At 65.5% G+C, this 17442-nt stretch carries 13 protein-coding genes and 2 pseudogenes; 9 read left to right on the forward strand and 6 right to left on the reverse strand.

Annotation, left to right across the window (positions count from 1 at the left end; all coding sequences use genetic code 11):
• Window positions 1-377 precede the first annotated feature (377 nt).
• Both IE187_RS10435 and cueR read left to right on the forward strand, forming a co-directional pair.
• Window positions 378-2660 (forward strand): annotated as a pseudogene (locus tag IE187_RS10435) (heavy metal translocating P-type ATPase).
• On the forward strand, window positions 2657-3046 hold the full coding sequence (cueR, locus tag IE187_RS10440; protein ID WP_133190876.1) for a Cu(I)-responsive transcriptional regulator: 390 nt from the start codon (window positions 2657-2659) through the stop codon (window positions 3044-3046). The pseudogene IE187_RS10435 and the gene cueR overlap by 4 nt, the downstream one beginning before the upstream one ends.
• Before the next feature lie 53 nt (window positions 3047-3099).
• Here cueR and IE187_RS10445 read toward each other — a convergent pair whose 3' ends face one another.
• From IE187_RS10445 to IE187_RS10470, 6 genes are all read right to left on the reverse strand, one after another.
• Window positions 3100-3621 carry a hypothetical protein gene (locus IE187_RS10445; RefSeq protein WP_189676167.1) on the reverse strand — a complete coding sequence of 174 codons (522 nt, stop codon included), beginning with the start codon at window positions 3619-3621 and terminating at the stop codon, window positions 3100-3102.
• A gap of 8 nt (window positions 3622-3629) precedes the next feature.
• Window positions 3630-4109 (reverse strand): cupin domain-containing protein, encoded by a 480-nt coding sequence (locus tag IE187_RS10450; protein ID WP_189676168.1) that lies wholly within the window; start codon window positions 4107-4109, stop codon window positions 3630-3632.
• 179 nt (window positions 4110-4288) lie between these two features.
• On the reverse strand, window positions 4289-4480 hold the full coding sequence (locus IE187_RS10455; protein ID WP_133190882.1) for a hypothetical protein: 192 nt from the start codon (window positions 4478-4480) through the stop codon (window positions 4289-4291).
• A 10-nt stretch (window positions 4481-4490) separates the two neighbouring features.
• Entirely contained in the window at window positions 4491-5501 is a 1011-nt protein-coding gene (locus IE187_RS10460; protein WP_189676169.1) for a YncE family protein, read from the reverse strand.
• A 67-nt stretch (window positions 5502-5568) separates the two neighbouring features.
• Entirely contained in the window at window positions 5569-6960 is a 1392-nt protein-coding gene (locus tag IE187_RS10465) for a sensor histidine kinase (protein WP_189676170.1), read from the reverse strand.
• Complete coding sequence (locus IE187_RS10470; protein WP_189676171.1) at window positions 6947-7624, reverse strand: winged helix-turn-helix domain-containing protein; 678 nt, start codon at window positions 7622-7624, stop codon at window positions 6947-6949. Before IE187_RS10470 ends, IE187_RS10465 begins: the two co-directional genes overlap by 14 nt.
• A gap of 186 nt (window positions 7625-7810) precedes the next feature.
• Here IE187_RS10470 and IE187_RS10475 point away from each other — a divergent pair, with 186 nt between their 5' ends.
• The 7 genes and pseudogenes from IE187_RS10475 to IE187_RS10510 all read left to right on the forward strand — a co-directional run bounded on the left by IE187_RS10475 (window position 7811) and on the right by IE187_RS10510 (window position 17115).
• Window positions 7811-9139 carry a TolC family protein gene (locus tag IE187_RS10475; RefSeq protein ID WP_189676172.1) on the forward strand — a complete coding sequence of 443 codons (1329 nt, stop codon included), beginning with the start codon at window positions 7811-7813 and terminating at the stop codon, window positions 9137-9139.
• Window positions 9136-10167: an efflux RND transporter periplasmic adaptor subunit gene (locus IE187_RS10480; protein ID WP_189676173.1), complete on the forward strand. Its 1032-nt coding sequence runs from the start codon at window positions 9136-9138 to the stop codon at window positions 10165-10167. The genes IE187_RS10475 and IE187_RS10480 overlap by 4 nt, the downstream gene beginning before the upstream one ends.
• On the forward strand, window positions 10167-13232 hold the full coding sequence (locus tag IE187_RS10485; protein WP_189676174.1) for an efflux RND transporter permease subunit: 3066 nt from the start codon (window positions 10167-10169) through the stop codon (window positions 13230-13232). The genes IE187_RS10480 and IE187_RS10485 overlap by 1 nt, the downstream gene beginning before the upstream one ends.
• Before the next feature lie 449 nt (window positions 13233-13681).
• A complete protein-coding gene (locus tag IE187_RS10490; protein ID WP_189676175.1) occupies window positions 13682-14059 on the forward strand; it encodes a hypothetical protein in 378 nt (125 codons plus the stop codon).
• A 616-nt stretch (window positions 14060-14675) separates the two neighbouring features.
• Window positions 14676-15400, forward strand: a pseudogene (locus tag IE187_RS10500) (IS5 family transposase).
• Between the two features lie 129 nt (window positions 15401-15529).
• On the forward strand, window positions 15530-16228 hold the full coding sequence (locus IE187_RS10505; RefSeq protein ID WP_189676177.1) for a sigma-70 family RNA polymerase sigma factor: 699 nt from the start codon (window positions 15530-15532) through the stop codon (window positions 16226-16228).
• A 173-nt stretch (window positions 16229-16401) separates the two neighbouring features.
• Window positions 16402-17115 (forward strand): EAL domain-containing protein, encoded by a 714-nt coding sequence (locus IE187_RS10510; RefSeq protein WP_189676178.1) that lies wholly within the window; start codon window positions 16402-16404, stop codon window positions 17113-17115.
• Window positions 17116-17442 lie beyond the last annotated feature (327 nt).

Genomic DNA, 17442 nt, shown 5'->3' on the forward strand with positions numbered 1-17442 from the left:
CTCCTTTGCGTGAATGCGCCAAGCTACGTCCTGCGTCGGCACGCGCGACGGGCGGCGGTGATCGACCATAGGCATTTCTGCGCGGAACCCCGTACGCTTTCTGGTGCGGTGCCGGCATTCGGTCGGCATCGCTCGGAGTTGCCGCTCCGCTCGAGCAGCGTGACGGCGGCGGCGCAGCGGTTGCCCCGGGCGCCAACGCACGCTCCCGCGTTCACAGGGCCGAAGTGATGGCCGGCGCGTTGTGCGTCATGAACCAGACCGGCTCCGGGCTTGACCCTGACACGGTGTCAGACCCTATCTGGGTTCGCATGGAGACCCAGATGACCAGCGATGTTCCCGTGCACGGCCTCGATGCCGACAGTCCTCGAGCGGACGGGATGGTGACCGATCCCGTCTGCGGCATGACCGTGGACGCGACAAAGACCGCACATCACGCCGACCATGAAGGTCACCGCTATTCCTTTTGCAGTGCGCGCTGCCGGAGCAAATTTATCGCAGCCCCCGAGACCTACCGCGCCGGCAAACCCGTACCCGCGCCCAAAGCGGGCCCCGGTGGAGTATGGACATGCCCCATGCATCCCCAGATCCGGAACGACGGTCCGGGAACGTGCCCCCTCTGCGGCATGGCGCTCGAGCCCGAAGATCCGACGCTCGATACGGGGCCAAACCCTGAACTCACCGATTTTACCCGACGAGCCTGGATGGCCGGGGTATTGAGCGTTCCGTTGCTCGCGATTTCGATGGTGGCCGAGATGCTCGGCATCACGCTCGTGCCGCCGACATATTCGCCGTGGATCCAGCTCGCGCTCACCGCACCGATCGTCCTGTGGGCGGGTGCGCCATTCTTTCAGCGCGGATGGACGTCGATCCGCACGCGACACCTCAACATGTTTACGTTGGTCTCGCTCGGCGTCGGCGCGGCATTCAGCTATAGTCTCGTCTCGACGATCGCGCCCGGCGTGTTCCCGTCCTCGTTCCGCATGCACGGGGTCATTCCGGTCTATTACGAGGCGGCTGGCGTCGTCGTGACGCTGGTGCTGCTCGGGCAGGTCCTCGAACTGCGCGCGCGCGCGGCGACGGGTCGAGCCATCCGCGCGTTGATGGATCTCGCGCCGAAGACAGCGCGGCGGCTGCGCGAGGATGGCAGCGAGGAAGAAATCCCCCTCTCCGACGTCGCCACCGGCGATACGCTGCGGGTGCGGCCCGGCGAGGCAGTGCCGGTTGATGGCATCGTGGTCGATGGCCGGTCGTCGGTCGACGAAGCGATGCTGACCGGCGAACCGGCAGCGGTGCTCAAGCAGAAGGGTGCTTCCGTCACCGGCGGGACGATCAACGGCGCCGGCTCGCTGGCGATCGAGGCGCGTGCCGTCGGCGCCGACACGGTGTTGGCGCGGATCGTCAAGATGGTCGCCGAGGCGCAGCGCAGCCGCGCGCCTATCCAGGCGATCGCCGACCGGGTGTCGGGCTGGTTCGTGCCGCTGGTGGTGGGGATCGCGATCCTTACCTTCGTCGTCTGGAATATGGTGGGGCCGGAGCCGCGCTTCGGCCATGCCTTGCTCAACGCCATCGCGGTGCTGATCATCGCCTGCCCGTGTGCGTTAGGGCTCGCGACGCCGATGTCGATCATGGTCGGCACCGGGCGTGGTGCGCGCGGCGGCGTGCTGATCAAGGATGCCGAGGCGCTTCAGATGATGGCCGTCGTCGACACGCTGGTGATCGACAAGACCGGCACGCTGACCGAGGGCCGCCCGAAGGTGACCGCGATCTAGCCTGGTGACGGCTTCGATCGCGATACGGTGCTCGCGGCGGCGGCGGCCGTGGAGGGCCAGTCGGAGCATCCGCTGGCCGCTGCCATCCTGCGTGCCGCGCAGGACGCAAAACTGAAGCTCGGGTCGCTTGCGCAGTTTGCATCGCAGACCGGATTGGGTGTCAGCGGTCATGTCGATGGCAAGGCGGTCGTGGTGGGCAATGCGGCGCAGATGCACCGGATCGGAGTCGATGCGGGGTCCCTCGCGGAGGCAGCGGAACGCTATCGCCGTGACGGCGCGGGCGTGATGCTCGTCGCAATCGCGGGCAAGCCGGCCGGATTGATCGCGGTCGCCGATCCCATTCGGGACTCCGCGCGCGACGCCATTGCCGCTCTCAAGGCGGAAGGGTTGCGGATCGTCATGCTCACCGGCGATGCCGAGGCAACCGCGCAAGCCGTTTCCACGGCAATCGGCGGGATCGACGAGGTCCATGCCGGGCTCAAACCCGAAGACAAGGCGCGGATCATCGGCGAGCTCCAGGCAAAGGGTGCCAAGGTCGCGATGGCAGGCGACGGCATCAACGATGCGCCCGCGCTCGCCGCGGCAGACGTGGGTGTGGCAATGGGCACCGGCACCGACGTCGCGATCGAGAGCGCGGGCATGACGCTGACCAAGGGCGATCTGGCGGCGATGGTGCGCGCGCGCCGTCTGGCCCGCGCGACGATGCGCAACATCCGCCAGAACCTGTTCTTCTCGTTCGTGTTCAACGGCATCGGAGTTCCGATAGCAGCCGGCGTGCTCTATCCCGTCACGGGTTTGCTGCTGTCACCGATGATCGCGGGCGCGGCAATGGCGCTGTCGAGCTTCACCGTGGTGACCAATGCCTTGCGATTGAACCGGGCCAAGCTGTGAAAATCGGGCCCGCATCGCAGGCGAGCGGCGTCTCGCAGCGGATGATCCGCCATTATGAGACGATCGGCCTGATCCCGGCGCCCCTCCGCCGCGACAGCGGGTATCGCGATTATGCCGATGCCGATGTGCACCGCCTCCGCTTCATCGCGAACGCGCGCGATCTGGGCTTCCCGATCGAGGACATCCGCTCGCTGCTGGGACTGTGGAACGATCGCGACCGCCAGAGCATCGACGTCAAGCGCCTCGCTTTGGCGCGCGCCGACGACCTTCACCGCAAGGCTCTTGCACTGGAGGCGATGCGAAATACGCTGCTCGATCTCGCCGAACGATGCCATGGTGACGGGCGACCGGATTGCCCCATCATCGCCGCCCTCGATACCGCATAGGGTCGCCGCCACGTCAGCCCGTGCGATCCCCCGGCGCGCGCCGATCATCCGCCTTACACCTCGGCGTGGCGATGGCTCCACGAGCGAGCAGCCCGCTCAGCGCGCGTCGGCACCACTGCCCAATGACAGGCGTTCGGGCCGAAGTCGCGTTGGGCATCGTCCCGCCTGAGCGTCATTCCGAGCGGGCGTTCGCCCATATCCGCCAGGAATGCGGGAAAATCGTCTCTCCACCGCGCAGCCACCGCAATCCCTCGGCCGCCGCATTGCGGATAGCCGCTGACCTTTGGATTGTCGCACAGGCTCTTCATCGCCTGCCAAGCGCGGTAGGTCGGCGCATGCCGTTTATCAGCGCGCTCGCCATGCGTGCGCAGCCGCGCGGCGCTGATCTCGCGGTGTCTGCAGCCACAGCTCGTGGTGCTTCCTGCCCGTACGTTGCCGCCATGCGCCACGATCATGGTGCCGCAATCACAGGCGAACAGCCAATGACAATGGCCGTGCCGATCGGTGTGCGAAAAATCCACGCCCAGAAGCCGCGCATAGCGCTGCCCGGCCATGTCGATCCGAACCTTGCGCATCTCCCCCGTCAACCGTGCGTGTCGGCTGCAGGCTTTGGTTGCACCGACCAGGCGGCAGGTTCGTCGCCCTGGTCGGCCTTGGCCGCCGCTGCCGTCGCCTGCACGGTATCTGGCCTGTGATGCGCGGGGGCATAGACGGTATAGAGTTGCATCGGCGTCGTGCCGGTGTTGGTGATGTTGTGCCACGTCCCCGCCGGAACGAGCACACACCAGCCGTCCGAAACGTCTTTCTCGAAAGTCAGCGCGTCCTTGGCAGCACCCATCTGCACGCGCCCATGGCCGGCATCGAGGCGCAGGAACTGATCGGTGTCGGGATGCGCCTCGAGACCGACATCGCCACCGACCGGGATCGACATCAACGTCACCTGCAGATAGCGGCCGCTCCACGCGACGGACCGATACTCGGCACTGTCCTTGGTCGCGCTTTCGAGGTCGAACGACTGCGGCTGTGGCCCGACGTCTTTGATGCGTGAGTCGGTGCCGGCCATCAGTCGTCTCCTCGAAAGCGTCGACCGGGCGGGGACTGCTTCACCCATTCTGAAGCGCACGCCGTGTCGCGATGGCGCTATCTGGCAGGCCGCCGCGACGGAACAGCATCGGAAACTACGCACGCTACAGGACGCTGCGCCGCCGGTATGCATCACCATCGGAGAAACGCGCGAGATCGTCAGAACTTGAACCGAACACCCGCCTCGTAGCTTTGGTCGTAGAATTCGCGTTGCGTCGTGGGATATTTGACGATGTCCTCGGCGGACTGGACGTTGATGAGATGGGAAGCCGCCTTCTCCTCGGCGCGCGCGGTTTTTGCCGCGCGCGTGGCTGTGCCGACGATCGTTGAACAAAGTTTCGACGATCGCAAAACCGCACCTTCAACGCGCAGGTTTGACCACCAGAATGTGAAAGGAGCCCGGCACCATCGCGGGACGTCCGCCGCCCGCTGCAGCCGCGCCGAACTTCGCGGTTGGCAGATACAGCGCGCCCGTTTTGGGATCGAGCGCGCCGGTGCGCGCGCCGACTTCGGTCGTCACGACGCCCACGGCTTCCACCCGGACACCTTTCAGCGAGAGGATGTCGAGCACCCCGTCTTTCCCGCACGGGATGAACGCGAGCCCGCGCGCCTCGTCCATAATCACGGCGTCGGGCCCCGCGCCGATATCGACGAGTGCGCTCAGCTGCCGCCGACGGGCGTCGACGATGGCGGCCTTGCCGTTGGCGCACGACGCGATCAGGCGGTCGTGCGCGCTGTCGTAGCCGAGCCCGGTCGGTGCCTTGCAGCCCGGCAGCGCGATCGCCTTGCCGGCGACCCCGCGCGCGACGTCGACCGTTTCGATCTGGTCCGCCTCCTCGTTGTTGACGAACAGCGTCCCGTCCGCGCCGAACGCGGCATATTCGAGCGCGGGCTTGACCGGGATCGTGCGAGACACCTTGCTGGTGGCGAGGTCGATCACCGACACGGTGCCGCTATCGGCATTCATGACATAGGCATGGGTCTTCTGCGGATCGAGAATGGCAGCGTCGGGTTTCTTGCCGACGGCGATGCTCGCCATTTCGGCACCCGACCGCAGATCGTACAACCGCACGGTGCCATCGGTCCCGCTCGTCACCAGCAGCCTGCCGCCGGACAACGGCACGACTGCATGACCGCGCTGCACGCTGCCGAGCGAGGTGACCTTGCCGGTCGCCACTTCCAGCACCGTGACCGCGTTGCTGCGCGCGACATACACGAAAGTGCCGTCGTCGTCGGTGCGGGCATAGTCCCACGATCCGTCGGGCCCAGCGATCGATTGGGTGACGGCATAGATCGGCGCGGGCGTCGCGGCGAGACCGGACGGCGTGGCGGCAGCTGCAGCGAGCAGGACGAGAAGCGAAGGGCGGCGCATGGCGGTCTCCACGAAGATGAGGGCTGCCTTTTGCCCCAGCGCCCCACCGCGGTCACGTTAGGGATCGCTAATCCAGCGCTGCGACCCCGGTCTCGACCACGCGTGCGGGCTGCGCGAAGGTCAGGCGAACCCGCAAGCCGGGGCGATTGTCGAGCAAATCGAGGCGGACGCGATGGAGCGCCGCGATCGCCGCGGCCAGCGCCATGCCGAGCCCTGCGCCCGGCAAGTTTCGGCTGCGGTCGAGGCGGTAGAAGCGAGTCAGCACGGCGTCGCGTTCATGCGGCGGAATGCCAGGTCCGTCATCGCTGACGCTCGCGACGATCGCGCCGTCGATCCGCTCTAGCCGGCTGACGATCGTGCTGCCGGCCGGCGTATGGCGGATCGCATTGTCGACCAGATTGGTCATCATCTGCGCCAGCAATTCGGCATCGCCCTCGATCAGCAGACCGTTGGCATGCGCCGCGATCAAGGTTTTCCCATCGTCCTCGGCAACGGGCTGATACGCGGCGATCACTCGCCCGACCAGTTCGCTCAAATCGAGCGGAGCGAAATATTGGCGCCCGTCGCCCCCCTCGAGCGTCCCGATCCGCAACAACGCCCGGAAGATCGCGAGAATCTCGTCGGTCTGCGCGATGGCGGTGTCGATGCTGGCGTCGAACCGCTCCGGGTCACGCGCATCGCGCGTTTGCTCGAGCTGCTGGCGAAGCCGCCCGAGCGGAGTGCGCAGATCGTGGGCGATGTCGGTGGTGACTTGGCGCAGGCCGTCCATCAGCGCGCCGATCCGGTCTAGCATCGCGTTGAGGTTCGCCGAGAGCTGGTCGAATTCGCGGCTGATACCGATCGGCGGCAGACGTTCGGCCGTATTGCCCGCCATCACCCGCGCGATCGCAGCGTTCACACGGTCGAGGCGGCGCATGAACAGCGCGCCAATGAGATAGCCACCGACCAGCGCAAGCACGGTGATGACCGCTCCCGCGACGACCAGGAACCGGTCGAGCGCACGCCGCAATTCCTGGATGTCGTAAGTGTCGGTGGCGACGACCAGCGTCCCGCCGTTGGGGAGGGCAACCCCGAGGCTCCGCAAGGTTTCGGCGGCAGGGTCCTGCGGGTCGTCGTGCACCGCGACCTGCCCCCAGCCGAGCCTGACCGTCGGCGTGCCGATATCGTCGACCAGCAGGCGTCCGGCGCGGTCGATCACCTGGTATCGGAACGCTTCCGCGCCGCTCGCGCGCCGATGCCGGGCGATCGCCCCGAGGAGGCTTGCTCGCCCCTCCTCTCGGTCCTCGCCGGCAAGGATCGCGGCCTCGCTGGTCAGGCCGCCTTCGGTGGCATCGACCGCATAATGCGCGATGGACCGCTCGACGACGACCAAGACGAGCGCGGAACCTGCCGCGAACGCAAGCGCGAGCAGGCAGGCAAAGCGGAACGCCCCGCTCCGGAAACCGCTAAGCCAGGCCATCGCACCGATAGCCCGCGCCGCGCACCGTATGGATCAGTTCCTGATCGAAGCCGCGATCGACTTTCGAGCGCAAGCGACTCATGTGGCTTTCGATGATATTGGTCTGCGGGTCGAAATGGAACGACCACACATTTTCGAGCAGCATCGTCCTTGTGACGATCTCGCCTGCGTGGCGCATGAGATATTCGAGCAGCTTGAACTCCTGCGCCTGCAACGGGATCGCCCGGCCGCCACGCCGCACGCTGCGCTTGATCAGATCGATTTCGAGATCGGCGACGCGCAGCACGGTCGCCACGTCTCGAGCCGGCTGGCGGCGCAACAAGGCGTTGACCCGCGCGAGAAACTCGATCGCGGCGAACGGCTTGACCAGATAATCGTCGGCGCCCGCGTCGAGCCCCTCGACGCGGTCATGGACGCCGTCGATCGCGGTGAGGAAAATCGCGGGGGCGCGAACACCGGCCGCGCGAAGCGCCTTGAGCACGCCAAGCCCATCGACTCCGGGCACCATGCGATCGAGGATGAGGACAGCATAATCGTTGGTGGACCCGAGGACGATCGCGTCGCTACCGTTGCTGCAAGCGTCGACGACATGCCCTGCCGCAACCAATGTGCGCTCCAGATGGGTGCGGGTCGCTTCGTCATCCTCGAGCAGCAGCAGGTTCACCGCATCACCTCCACCAGCTGCGTAGCACGATCGCCTAGCCGGACGTCCCGCGTCGCGCGCAAGTTGGGAATAAACAACATCCGGATCATCATCCGTCTATGCCATATCGCACGACGGCCGCGCGTTCTTTCCGTGGCTCGGCTTCCGGAGTTGACCGCGTTGAGACGTACCCTTCCGCGCCGCGCCATGGCTGCGCTCGCCGCACTGAGCGGGGTGACCGGGTGCGCGCACTACACCCCGCTCCCGCTGGCGACCGCGCCACCGCTGGCGGCCGACGTGCGATCATTGGCGCGGGCGGAAACGATCGTCGCGACAGAACCGCTGTCGGTCGCGCAAGTGGTCGACCTCGCCCTCGCCAACAACCCCGACCTCAAGGCGGCACGGCTGCGGCGCGCGATTGCCGCGGGCCAGACGCGACAGGCCGGTGTCCTGCCCAATCCGTCGCTGACCGGCGCCTTCCTCCCGCTGCTATCGGGTGGCGGGGCGGTGCCCGCGTGGAACATCGGCCTCAGCCAGGACATCAAGGCGCTGCTCACCTACCGCACGCGCCGCCGCGCCGCTGTCGACAGCGAGCGCCAGGTCGCCGCGGATATCGTCTGGCAGGAATGGCAAGTCGCGGGGCAGGCGCGGCAAGTCGCAGGCGACTTGATCCTCGGCGCAGGCAGTCGGCAAAGCTATGTCGCGGCCTATCGGTTGCTGGCCGCGCGCAACGCCAAGCTCGAACAGGCACTGGCCGCGCGCAACGTCACGCTGGTGACGGTCGCGCCCGACCGGGTCGCGCTGCAGGCCGCGCGGACCGCGCTCGATGCGCTCGATCAGCGGCAATTGGCGTTGATGCATCAGCTCGATGCATTGCTCGGGCTCGCGCCGGACGTCGTCGTCCCGCTCGCGACGCAGATCGATCTGCCGCGGTTCGACCCCGCCGCGATCCGCGCCGAGCTCGCGACGTTGCCCGACCGCCGCCCCGATCTGATCGCGCTGCGGATGGGCTATGCCGCCGCCGACGAGCAGCTGCGCCAGGCCATCGTCGCGCAATTCCCCGACGTCGTTCTCGGCGGCAGCGTCAGCAGCGACAGCTCGAAGGTCATCAACAGCGGCCCCAATGTCGCGATCGGCCTGCCGATCTTCGACCGCAACCAAGGCAATGTCGCGATCACGCGCGCGACTCGTGCGCAGCTCCAGGCCGACTATGCCGCGCGCCTTGCGACGGCGGTCGGCACGGTCGGTGCGTTGCTGCGTGAGATGGAGCAACTGTCCGCGCAGCTCGCGGTCGCGCGCCGCGACCTACCCGCGGCGCGGTCCTCCGCCGACCGCGCGCAGGCCGCGTTCGGCGCTTCCAACATCGACGAGCGGGGCTATGTCGACCTCGTCTACAACCGCTTTGCCAAGGAACAGGAGATCATGACGCTGGAACTGGGATTGCTCGACCGACAGGTTGCGATCCAGACGCTTGTCGGCGATGGCCTGCCGACCGTGGATTTGCGCGCCGACGACGCCCGGGCGGTGTCGCGATGAGGGTGCCGCTCGGTCTCTCGATCGCGCTGGCGCTGTCGGGCTGCGGTGCGGGGGGCACCCCAGATTCCGCACAAACCGCAGTACCGAGCGCGCTCGTTTCCACAGTCGCTCCGATCCAGGGATCCTTGCCCCAAACGGTCATCGGCTATGGCACCGTTGCGCCCGCGCTCAACGGAACGCGTAGCTTCAACGAAGCGCAGCCGGGCCAGATCACGCGGCTGATGGTCGCCCCCGGCACGGCGGTCCGGCGCGGGCAGCCGCTCGCCAGCTTCGCCACCGCGCCCGCCTCGCGGAGCCTGTACCGCCAGGCGGTCGATGCGCTGAGCGCGGCACGCAAGCAACGCACGACCACCGCGCAGCTGTTGTCGCAACAGCTCGCGACGCAGGATCAGTTGGTCCAGGCGGAAAAGGCGGTGTCCGACGCGCAGACCGCGCTTGCGGCGTTGCAGGCGGATGGCGCGGGGAACGGCGAACAGACGCTGACCGCCCCGTTCGACGGCGTCGTCACCACCGTGAGCGTCGCCCAGGGTGACCGGACGCAAGCGGGCGCCCCGATCCTGACGGTCGCCAAGGGAACGGGTATCGTCGTGACCGCCGGCGTCGACCCTGCCGAGCGCGGTCGCGTCGCGGTCGGGCAATCCGCGTCGCTCGTCCGGCTGTCGGGCGGAACGTCGCTGACCGGACGCGTGCTACGGGTCAGCAATGCGCTCAATGCCAAGACCCGGCTGGTCGACGTCGACGTTGCGTTTCCGGTCGGAAGCCTGTTGCCGGGCGAAGCTATGCAGGTCGCGATCGCCACTGGGCACGTCGCCGGCTGGGTGGTGCCGCATCGCTCCGTCGTCACCGCGGGCGGGCCGACGCACGTCTTTCAGGTCAGCGGCGGCAAGGCGGTCGCCGTCCCCGTCACGGTGGCGCTCGCCTCTGATGCGGGCGATGTCGTCAGCGGGGCGATCGACCCCCGGCGTCGCCTGATCGTCGATGGTGCCTATCAGGTCAGCGACGGTGCCGCCGTGCGGTGGACGCGCTGATGCTCGAGCGGTTGCTGCGCGAGCAATCGCGCGCCTTCGTCCTGATCGCCATCGCGCTGGCAGTGGCGGGGCTCGTCGCCGCGCTGTCGTTGCCGATCGGACTGTTTCCGCAAGTGTCCTTCCCGCGCGTCGTCGTCGATCTCGATGCCGGCAGCCGCCCCGCCGATCAGACCGCGCTGACCGTCACCCGCCCGGTCGAGGAAGCGCTCCGCGCGATCCCCGGTGTGCAGGACGTCCGTTCCGCGACCAGCCGCGGGGCAGCGCAGATCTCGATCGATTTCGGCTGGGGCCGCGACATGGTCGCGAGCACGCTGCTGGTCGATTCGGCGATCGCGCGGACGATCGCGTCGCTTCCGAGTGGCACCCAATACACCGTCCGGCGGATGGACCCGACGGTGTTCCCGATCATTTCCTACGCGCTCGTCTCGACCGCCGCCGATCCGGTCGCGCTGCAGGATATCGCAAAATATCAGATCACGCCGTTGCTCTCCTCGGTCCCAGGGCTCGCGCGCGTCGGCGTGCAGGGGGGCGACACCGCCGAGGTGCAAGTGCTCGCCGATCCGCACCGGCTCGCCGATCACGCTCTGTCGATGGCCGACCTCACCACCGCGATCCGCAACGGCAATGTGCTGAGCGCGGTCGGACAGGTGCAGGATCGCGGGCGCCTGTCGCTCGTCATCGCCGATCGCAGCGTGACGACCGCGGCGCAGATCGGTGCAATCATCGTCTCTCCCGATCCGCAGGGCGTCGTCCGCGTTCGCGACGTAGCGACCGTGCAGAATGGTGCCGTCCCGGTGTGGCAGCGCATCGTCGAGGATGGCACGCCCGCGGTGCTGTTCAACATCTACGAACAGCCCGACGGCAATGCGGTGCGGATCGCGCAGGCCGTCCAGCAGAAGCTCGCCACGCTCGCGCTCCCGCCCGGCGTCAAGCTGGTCTGCTGGTACGACCAGAGCGAGCTCGTCACGCAATCGGTCGCCAGTGTGCGCGATGCAGTGCTGATCGGGCTCGTGCTCGCAGCGGTGGTGCTGTTGGGCTTTCTGCGCAGCTGGCGGGTGACGCTGGTCGCGGTCATCGTCGTGCCCGCGACGCTCGCGGCAACGGTGCTCGTCCTCAGCATGCTGGGGATGAGCTTCAACATCATGACGCTTGGCGGGATCGCCGCGGCGGTCGGGCTGCTGATCGACGACGTCATCGTGATGGTCGAGCATATCGCACGCCGCGCCGGCGCGATCGGCGCTGACGGCCGACCCGCCGGGGACGCCGCGGTGATCCCGGCGGCGCGCGAGTTCCTCGCGCCGCTCACCGGATCGAGTCTTGCAACGCTGATCGTGTTCGTGCCGCTGTCGTTCCTCACCGGGGTGACCGGCGCCTTCTCCAAGGCACTGTCGCTGACGATGGCGGCGGCGCTTGCGATCTCCTGGGCGATGACCGCGTTCGTCGTGCCGGTGCTGGTTCGCTGGCTGGTCGATTTCAGCGCGTGGCATGACCCCGGCACGCCCGGAGTCGGGCGTATGGCGCGGCTCCACGATGGCATTCTCGACCGCCTGTCGGCACGCCCCTGGCTGCTCGCCATCGCCGCAGTGCCACTGCTGGCGATCGGCTATGTCAGCTACGAAAACGTGCCGAGCGGCTTCATGCCCAAGGTCGACGAAGGCGGGTTCGTGATGGACTATTACACTGCGCCCGGCACGTCGCTCGATGAAACGGGGCGGCAGGTCGGCCAGATCGACGCGATGTTGAAGGCCAACGCGGCCGTGCTGACCTTCTCGCGCCGGCTCGGCACCGGGCTCGGCGGCGATCTCGGGCAGAGCTATCACGGCGACTATTTCGTGCGGCTCAAGCCCGGTCATGCCGCCCCGACCGAGGAGATCGCGGCGGCGGTGGCGGAGCGGATCACCGCGGAGGTACCCGGCGTCCAGGTCGAAGTCGCGCAGCTGATCGAGGATCTGATCGGCGACTTGACCGCAGTGCCGCAGCCGATCGAGGTGAAGCTCTATGCCGCCGACCCTTCGGTCCTGCAGGGCGAGGCGCGCAAGGTCGCTGCGCTGATCGGTAAGATCGACGGCGTGGTCGAGGTGAAGGATGGCGTGCAGCTCGCGGGCGATGCGCTCGACGTGCATGTCGATCCGGTCCGCGCCGGGATCGAGGGTGTCGCTCCCGCCGATATCGAGGCGCAGTTGAGCGCCGCGCTGACCGGGAGCATTGCAACCACGCTCGCCCAGCCGAGCAAGGCGGTCGACGTGCGGGTGCGCTTGCCCAACGCACTGACGCTCAGCGAAGCCGGGCTCGCCCAATTGCCGATCCGCGCGAGCGACGGACACGTCTTTGCGCTGTCGCGCGTCGCCACGATCGAGGCGGTGACCGGGCAGCCGCAGATCAGCCGCGAAAACCTCGAACCGATGATCGCGGTGACCGGGCGGATCCAAGGCCGCGGGATCGGTGCTGCGGTCGGCGACGTGCGGGCGGCGCTCGACCGGCCAAGCGTTCTCGGCCCCGGCGTGCGGTATGAACTGGGCGGCCTCTACCAGCAGCAACAGATCGCTTTTGCCGGGTTGATCAAGGTGTTCGGGGCGGCGCTGGTGGCAGAGCTGGTCTTGCTGCTGCTCCTCTATCGCCGCTTCTGGTTACCGGTGATCATCATCGGCTGTTCGCTGCTGTCGACCACTGCTGTGTTCACCGCGCTGTGGGCGGCGGGGGTCGATCTCAACATCACGGCGCTGATGGGAATGACGATGATCATCGGCATCGGCACCGAGATGGCGATCTTCTACGTCTCGGAATTCGAAGAGCTGGCGCGGACCATGCCGCCCGCAGCGGCGACGCGCGAGGCGAGCCGCAACCGTCTGCGCCCGATCACGATGACGACACTCGCGGCGATCTTCACGCTGCTGCCACTTGCGCTGGCTATCGGTCAGGGCTCGGGGATCCAGCAACCGCTCGCGATTGCGATTATCGCCGGTCTGATCTTGCAATACCCCTTGGTATTGCTCGCGATGCCGGTCCTGGTACGGCTTACGTTGCCAAAGGACGAGCGTGTCCTCGACACCGTACGCGAATCCTGATCGATCGGACCGACGAGAAGGTGTAGGCGATGCCAGACCGACTATCGACTATCGCGTTCCGCCGAAATACTGGCGGCTGCGCTCGGACCACCATCGCGGTATTGTGAGGGGGAATTCCGGCAGCCGACACGTCAGCAACGATCGCGAAAATCTCGAGCCTTAGCCCGAACACGGCGAGGATCGGGGCGGTAGCAATCGCCTTCGCCGTCGATGCTTGTCGCGATTGGCGCAACGAAACGCAACGGACCGATCGCAACCGGCTTGGTGATGCAGAAAAGTGGTGTGGCGCGCGGACCCGACCGCGCGGTTGCGCAGTGCGCCCACGATCGCAGCGGTGATCGCCGACACCGCACTCGATAGTGCTGCATCACCGCGCATCCGCTCGAGCGGCGGCGACCACATGCCTGAGTGGCGATCCGCACCAGGGAAGCCGACAGAAGTCAAAAATCATGTTCAGCGCCTTGGCGTGGTCCCGCCATGGCGAAGCCGCCGAGCATCTCGCGTGCGGTAATCTTATCGTCCTGCTGGACCGTCTGATGCGCGACATGGGCGAGCACAGCATACGCGCCTTCGAACGTGACGACTGCCAGGGTCTAGAGGACGATCGCAATCTGCGTGATTCACGGCATCAACCATGCCGCCGCCTGCCGCAACGATTGGCTGCTCCTGAGACTGGCATGCGCTACGACGTGCCGCCCCGGAAATACCCCCAAATGCAACTCGACATCATGGGCCAAAAAGGCATCCAAGCGCGAGCGGCGAGCGGCGACGAATTGGCGACAAGCCACGGAACGCAGGCACAAAAAAACCGCCTCGGGGTATCCTGAGACGGTTTGGTATGTGGGTGTGGTTGCGGGGACCTGCACTGAACGGTGTGCCACTTCCGCAGTCATCGAGATCTAGAGGCATGGCGCTGCGGAACTATCTGCCTCTGGGTTAGCGACCCGCCATGGACTGCTTCAACTTCGCCTGTCGCAGCGGCGATCGACAGAGCTCATGCGACTACGGTCGACTACCCCTGCCCGGCGCCGCTCGCACGCCGTTGCAGCTGGGATAGGCTTTGCATCCATAATGGAACGCTTTTCCGCCGTTGCCACCGCCCCACCGCTTGACCATAGGGTCACCACAGCAAGGGCAGATTTTTCCCGGTTTTGCGCTGCCGCCGCCCTTTTTTGCTTTTCCGGCTTTTCGTAACCGTGGCTGAAGCAGGTTGTTGGATCATCCTATCAGCCGGCGTGTCGATCGACGTCAAAACGGGACCCCACCTGTCCGCAACGCAAGTAATTGTTTCGGAGATGGAAAGTTTGTTTTCAAGGGGTCCCGACCGGTGCGGATCGGGACCCCTTCTAGGGTCAGGACCTATTGATCTGAGTGGCTCGACCTGATTCAGGCTCCGTGAGGAGACCGAGGATGAGTGACCTGTACTAGCTGACCGACGAGCAAATGGCGCGGCTCGAACCGTATTTTCCCAAGAGCCACGGCAAGCCACGGGTTGATGACCGGCGAGTGTTGAGCGGCATCGTTTTCGTCAACCGCAACGGGCTACGATGGTAAATTGCCCCTCGGGAGTATGGCCCACACAAGACGCTCTACAACCGGTGAAAGCGATGGAGCGAAAGGGGTGTCTTCCTCCGCATAATCGAAGGACTGGCCGCTGCGAGCGCCACGCCGAAGACGATCATGATCGACGCGACCTATCTGAAGGCGTACCGCACGGCGTCCAGCCTGCGGGTTAAAAAGGGGGCCTTGGGCGCCTCATCGGTCGCACCAAAGGCGGTATGAATACGAAGCTGCACGCCGTCACCGATGCAGAAGGCAGACCACTCAGCTTCTTCATGACCGCGGGCCAGGTCAGCGACTACACCGGCGCTGCCGCGCTGCTTGATGATCTACCCAAGGCGCAGTGGATACTGGGCGACCGCGGCTATGACGCAGACTGGTAGAGGGACGCCCTTCAGGCAAAGGGCATGACGCCCTGCACTCCGGGGCGAAAATCCCGGATCATCCCCGTCAAATATGACAAGCGCCGCTACCGAAGCCGGAGCAGTATCGAGATTATGTTCGGTCGTCTGAGGGACTGGCGCCGCGTCGCTACCCGCTACGATCGATGCCCGACCGTCTGCTTTTCCGCTATCGCGCTCGCCGCCACCGTCATCTTCTGGCTCTGACCAATGAGCCGTGACCCTAGAAACCGGCGTTGGCCAACCTGCCGCTCGTGTTGAGGCACGGTTTCCATAATATATTCACAGTCTCGTTCGAAATCGCAACTTCGCGACCTTCGCCACGTTGTCGCTTCGATGAATCTGACTTTCCATCTCTCCGACAAAGGAAAGCTCGGGGAGCCCGACGCCGTGGCAAGTGGAACTCTCGACTACGTTGTGGTAGTCGGCGAGGCTATCGGGTTTCCGGTGGTCGATGGCGTCGCGCCGTTTAGCCCCCAGCAGATACTAACGCTGGCGCTTCTCCGCACCGGTCAGGAAGATCGGGAGGCTTTTCGCGAACTGTACAGACTCACTAGTTCGAAGCTGTTTGGCATTTGCCTTCGCGTCTGCCGCAGCCAGGCCGCCGCTGAGGACATGCTCCATGACGTCTACTTGAAGATCTGGAATCGGGCCGGCACTTTTGATCCTGACCGTGGGAGTGCAATTGCGTGGATGTCGACACTTGCGCGAAACCGCTGCGTCGACTGGGTCCGTACTCAGTACGCCCGCCGATCGGTGCCCATCGAGGGCGCGTGGGAAATAGCAGATCCCACCCCGCTCATCAGCGAGGCATTGCTAGAAGGTGAAGCCAGTGCGGGACTGCTGGCGTGCCTTGAAAGTCTTAAGCATTGCGAGCGCGACGCTATCTATGGCGCCTATTTTGGCGGTCTGACGCACGCCGATATGGCTGCGATGCAAGGCGTGCCCGTTAGCACGATGAAGAGCTGGGTTCGCCGGGGGCTCCAGAAACTTCGCGAGTCAATTGATGACGCGGGAATCGACTTGCGCCCGTAAAACCGACGGGCTTACTACGAGACGTGCGCTAGCTTGCAACATCGGAAGGCCAATTGCCTTCTCCAAGATTTACCGGCTCTTAGTATTCATCAATTAACCCTGGGCTTGGAGAAACGAGTATGCAGGGCGGATGCCAAGGCTGTAAATTAGATCGCGATCAATTCGACATTGCGATGGCGTTCCAGCCGATCGTCGATGTCGAAACAGGCCGCGCCTTCGCATTCGAGGCGCTGGTGCGCGGCGGTAACGGGCAAAGTGCGGCCGAGGTGCTTTCGGGCGTTTCGAGCGAAAACCGGTATGCGTTCGATCAGCGTTGCCGGGTGGCTGCGATAGAAGGCGCGGTCGCTGCAGGCATCCTCGATACCGGTGCCAAGCTCTCCATTAACTTCCTGCCAAACGCCGTGTACTCACCAGCAGCCTGCATCCAGTTGACCCTCAAGACAGCGCGCGCGACAGGTTTGCCGATCGATCGATTGATTTTCGAGTTTACCGAGAATGAAGAAATGATCGACACCGACCACGTGAAAAACATCGTGGAGACCTACCGGACGATGGGGTTCGGCACTGCGATCGACGACTTCGGCGCGGGACACGCCGGGCTCGGGCTTCTCGCGAAATTTCAGACCGACTATATCAAGCTCGACATGGAACTCGTTCGAGGGATTGAAGCGAGTCTTCCACGCAGGATGATTGTCGAGGGTGTGATCCGCATAGCTAACTCGCTGGGCATCGTGATTATTGCCGAGGGCATCGAAACTCTAGCCGAATATGACATTCTGCGTGCGATGGGGGTCCGCTATTTCCAAGGCTATCTTCTCGCTCGCCCCGGCTTCGATCGCCTCCCCGTGATTGATCTGCCAAGTCGGAGCTTCGCTGCGGTCGCATGAAGGGATCGATTTGCAGTTAACCGTACCGATAGAGTAAATGTCTTGAGGCGCCAAACGATCAAGCCCGTGGATACGATCGGGCCTACCCTAAATCCGCACGGCAGAATGATATTCGTCCCCGCGAAAGCCGACGAATTGAAGGGCGGGCCTAATGTAGAAAGTGCCGTCATAAGCGGGTATCAAGATAGGCCCGCAGGTCAACGTCAGCCGCGACGCCCGCGCAGGCTTCCAAACAAGGCTACGGTGACCATGCCCAACAAGGCGGCTGTTCTCATAGTCGGGCCTTCGCAAATTTGGTCGCCTGAGCCCCGAGCGAGGTAACCTTGC

It is taken from the genome of Sphingomonas glacialis, assembly GCF_014653575.1.
Classification (GTDB): domain Bacteria; phylum Pseudomonadota; class Alphaproteobacteria; order Sphingomonadales; family Sphingomonadaceae; genus Sphingomonas; species Sphingomonas glacialis.

What these genes read in the sequence shown, in the direction of transcription:
- IE187_RS10445 (WP_189676167.1), bottom strand. Translation starts at nt 3,621, where the DNA reads ATGCGCAAGGTTCGGATCGACATGGCCGGGCAGCGCTATGCGCGGCTT.
- IE187_RS10450 (WP_189676168.1), bottom strand. Translation starts at nt 4,109, where the DNA reads ATGGCCGGCACCGACTCACGCATCAAAGACGTCGGGCCACAGCCGCAG.
- IE187_RS10460 (WP_189676169.1), bottom strand. Translation starts at nt 5,501, where the DNA reads ATGCGCCGCCCTTCGCTTCTCGTCCTGCTCGCTGCAGCTGCCGCCACG.
- IE187_RS10465 (WP_189676170.1), bottom strand. Translation starts at nt 6,960, where the DNA reads ATGGCCTGGCTTAGCGGTTTCCGGAGCGGGGCGTTCCGCTTTGCCTGC.
- IE187_RS10475 (WP_189676172.1), top strand. Translation starts at nt 7,811, where the DNA reads ATGGCTGCGCTCGCCGCACTGAGCGGGGTGACCGGGTGCGCGCACTAC.
- IE187_RS10480 (WP_189676173.1), top strand. Translation starts at nt 9,136, where the DNA reads ATGAGGGTGCCGCTCGGTCTCTCGATCGCGCTGGCGCTGTCGGGCTGC.
- IE187_RS10485 (WP_189676174.1), top strand. Translation starts at nt 10,167, where the DNA reads ATGCTCGAGCGGTTGCTGCGCGAGCAATCGCGCGCCTTCGTCCTGATC.
- IE187_RS10490 (WP_189676175.1), top strand. Translation starts at nt 13,682, where the DNA reads ATGTTCAGCGCCTTGGCGTGGTCCCGCCATGGCGAAGCCGCCGAGCAT.
- IE187_RS10505 (WP_189676177.1), top strand. Translation starts at nt 15,530, where the DNA reads ATGAATCTGACTTTCCATCTCTCCGACAAAGGAAAGCTCGGGGAGCCC.
- IE187_RS10510 (WP_189676178.1), top strand. Translation starts at nt 16,402, where the DNA reads ATGGCGTTCCAGCCGATCGTCGATGTCGAAACAGGCCGCGCCTTCGCA.